This window comes from Mesorhizobium sp. M7A.F.Ca.US.006.04.2.1 (genome assembly GCF_004022915.1).
GTDB lineage: Bacteria > Pseudomonadota > Alphaproteobacteria > Rhizobiales > Rhizobiaceae > Mesorhizobium > Mesorhizobium ciceri.
The window spans coordinates 1-2971 of sequence record NZ_RZQA01000807.1 but is presented as its reverse complement, the minus strand read 5'-3'; the positions used below and the strand labels follow the sequence as shown (position 1 = coordinate 2971).

Below are 2971 nucleotides of genomic sequence, written 5' to 3'. Positions count from 1 at the left end.
TCACCAGGTAGAAGATGCCGATTGCCGCATAGGTGAAGCGCCAGCCCTCCGCCTTCATCAGCGTCGGCATGATGGTCGGCCACAACGCCCCGGCAAGGTAATTGCCGGCCGCCGCCGCCGTGACCGCAACACCGCGACGGCGGTTGAACCAGTGCGAGATATCGGCGATCAGCGGCCCGAAGATCACCGACGTGCCGATACCGATCAGCACCCCCTGGGCAAGCGTGAATTGCAGGATCGAGGTCGACAGCGCCGCGAGCAGCAGGCCCGCGGAAAGCGCAATCGAAGAGATCAGCGCCGGGATCCAGTAACCCATCCGGTCGATGGCGCGGCCGACCAGCACGTTGCCGGCGGCGAAACCGACCATGGTCGCCGTGTAAGGCATGGACGCCGCGGCGCGGTCGACGCCGAACTCGGCCTGCACGGCGGGCAGCACGACGACGACAGCCCACATGCCCACGGCGCCGATCGTCGCCAGCAGCATCGAGATGGCAAGCCGCATCCAGGCATAGGAGCTGTCGATGCCGGGGCCGGGCTGGAGGCTGTCGGTTCGGGTCAAGGCGTTTCCTGTCGGCGGTCTCGGAGATCGGCTGCCGTTTGCGCCACTATCGGCGCATTCTCAGGCCGCAGCAGCGCCACAGCGGGCAAATCCGTGACTCCAGAGCCAGGGCGGAACCGATGCCGATGTGCGGAGTTTCCCGGCAACCCACCCCGCAAAGGAGTCCTGCGATGACCGCCACCAGGAAAAAATGGTCGGCCGAGGTGACCGAGCACAGCAACGCAATGGATCTTGAGGATCACGTCTTCGAATCTGACGACGCCAGGAAGATCGCCGCCTCGCTGAAACGATCCGCCGAACACAGCCACAGGCGCAAGGCCGGGCCTTTCCAATCCGCCATGTCGATGCTGAATTTTTACATCAACCGCGCCGGCAAGAACTTGCCTGCCGCGCGCAAAAAAGTGCTTGAGGACGCCAAGGGCGAGCTGCGCAGCGCCTTCGGACGTGACAAGGATGATTAGCGGCCGGTCCAGCCCTACCGGGCGCGGATGACGCCGTCTGTGTTGGCGAGCAGTTTGCGCACAGCATTGCGCGCCGCGTCGGGGCGCTGCAGGCGGATGTTCTTCTCGATCGCCTCGTGCAGCTTCTGCGCGTGGTTGAGATCGTCGATCTCCCGTGTCGTATAGGCAAAGAGATGATCGAAGGCGGATTCGATCAGCACGCCGAGCGGCACCAGCAGGTCGTTGCCCGAAGCCCGCAGGATGGCGAGATGGAAGCGCGTGTCGGCGCGGGTCCGCTCCTGCAGGCTCGTCGCCGCGCCCATCTCACGGCAGGCCAGGCTGATCTCGGCCATCTGCTCGTCGGTTCTTCGCATCGCGGCGAACGCGGTCGCTTCCGGCTCGATGATATGGCGGAATTCCTGCACCGTTTTGAGGAACACTTCGCGGTCCGGCGACGTCGCGTACCAGGCCAGCACATCGCGATCGAGCAGGTTCCAGCGTTCCTTCGGCTCGACCCAGCTGCCGATCTTGGGACGTGAGGCCAAAAGGCTCTTGGCCATCAGCATCTTGATCGCTTCGCGCACCGCCGAGCGGCTGACGCTGAACGTCTCCGACCATTTCGCTTCATTGGGCAGGATGGTGCCAGGCGGATAATCGCCGCGCACGATCCTGAGGCCGATTTCACTGGCCAGCGAGGCGTGGACGCTGGAGCCGGGAATACGCGCGGCGTCCGCCCGGCGAACGCCGCCCGGACGGTCCCCGGAGGCCGCTTTCCCCAACGATTTTTCCTTGTTCGGCTTCGCGTCCCGCATGGGGTCCAGAAAGTCTGTATTAAGCAGGCTGTCAAGCGCGGCAAGCGGCTTGCATCGCAAAGCTGCCCGCTGTGCACAGATCAGCCCCGATCCGCCGCTTGATTGGCATGTCGATATTCAGGTCAGGCCGAGCCGAGAATGACGGATTTCGAGAACCGGAGCGCATCGTACTTTTGGGTACGTGAGCACCGGCCTATGCCGACCGTAGCCTTGACTGCCACGACCACTCATAAGTGCTTCGGCCGGCGAAGGCGGAAGCGCAGAAAGCCGTCATTCGCAGGCCGGCATCACCTGAGTGTCGACATGCCTAGGCCTGCTTGACGTATTTGCGCCAGCTATGCTCCGGGCGGAAGCCCAGCACGTCACGCGCCTTGCGGTTGGAGAGCAGCGTCTCGTATTCGCCGAGTTCGGCCTTGACCGGCACGCCGGGGTAGAACCGCTTCAAGAGTTCGGCTGTCGGCAGGTCGGACGAGGTGTCGTCATTGGCCGCGTTGAACACCTGATAGCCGAGCCCGTCCTTCTCTATGGCGCGCAGCGTGATCTGGCCAAGGTCGCGCGCGTCGACATAGCTCCAGGCGATGCGCTTGCGGAAACCCGGATCGGCGAACCATTTCGGAAACAGCGAATATTCGTGCGGCTCGATGACGTTGCCGATGCGCAGGGAATAAATGTCGGTGCCGTTGCGCTGCGCGAAGGCCCGCGCCGTCTTCTCGTTGACGACCTTGGACAAGGCATAGCTGTCCATCGGATCGACGTCATACTCCTCGTCGAGCGGGAAATATTTTGGATCGCGCGGCTCGTTGGCGAAGACCAGTCCATAGGTGGTCTCGCTGGAGGCGATGATTACCTTTCGAATACCGAGCTTAACCGCCGCCTCGATGACATTGTAGGTGCCGAGCGCATTGATGCGGAACACCTCGTTGTCGGTGGTGATCATGATGCGCGGGATGGCAGCGAAATGCACCACCGCATCGACCGGCTGCGGACGCAGCGAGGGGTCGAATTCATGCAGGCCCATATAGCTCGACAGTGCGTTGAACACCTGCCCGCTGTCGGTGATGTCGGTGATCAGCGTGCGCACCTTGGGGTTGTCGAGCGGCCTGGTGTCGATGTTGAGCACCTGGCAGCCTTGCTCGACCAGATACTGGACGACATGGCGT

At 63.2% G+C, this 2971-nt stretch carries 4 protein-coding genes; 1 reads left to right on the top strand and 3 read right to left on the bottom strand.

Annotation, left to right across the window (positions count from 1 at the left end; translation table 11 throughout):
• Positions 1-559: MFS transporter (locus tag EN925_RS30375; RefSeq protein ID WP_128337153.1), on the bottom strand; the 559-nt coding region annotated here is incomplete at its 3' end.
• Positions 560-729: 170 nt separating this feature from the next.
• Between EN925_RS30375 and EN925_RS30370 the strand changes: the two genes are divergently transcribed.
• The gene (locus tag EN925_RS30370) at positions 730-1020 is read left to right on the top strand and encodes a DUF3175 domain-containing protein (protein WP_164753871.1); all 291 of its coding nucleotides are present in this window, start codon (positions 730-732) and stop codon (positions 1018-1020) included.
• A 14-nt stretch (positions 1021-1034) separates the two neighbouring features.
• On the opposite strand, the gene EN925_RS30365 is transcribed toward EN925_RS30370, so the two are convergent.
• Together EN925_RS30365 and EN925_RS30360 are read right to left on the bottom strand one after the other, a co-directional pair.
• Positions 1035-1811 (bottom strand): FadR/GntR family transcriptional regulator, encoded by a 777-nt coding sequence (locus tag EN925_RS30365; RefSeq protein ID WP_024501538.1) that lies wholly within the window; start codon positions 1809-1811, stop codon positions 1035-1037.
• A gap of 307 nt (positions 1812-2118) precedes the next feature.
• The coding region (locus EN925_RS30360) for an NAD(P)-dependent oxidoreductase (protein WP_164894485.1) at positions 2119-2971 on the bottom strand (853 nt) is incomplete at its 5' end.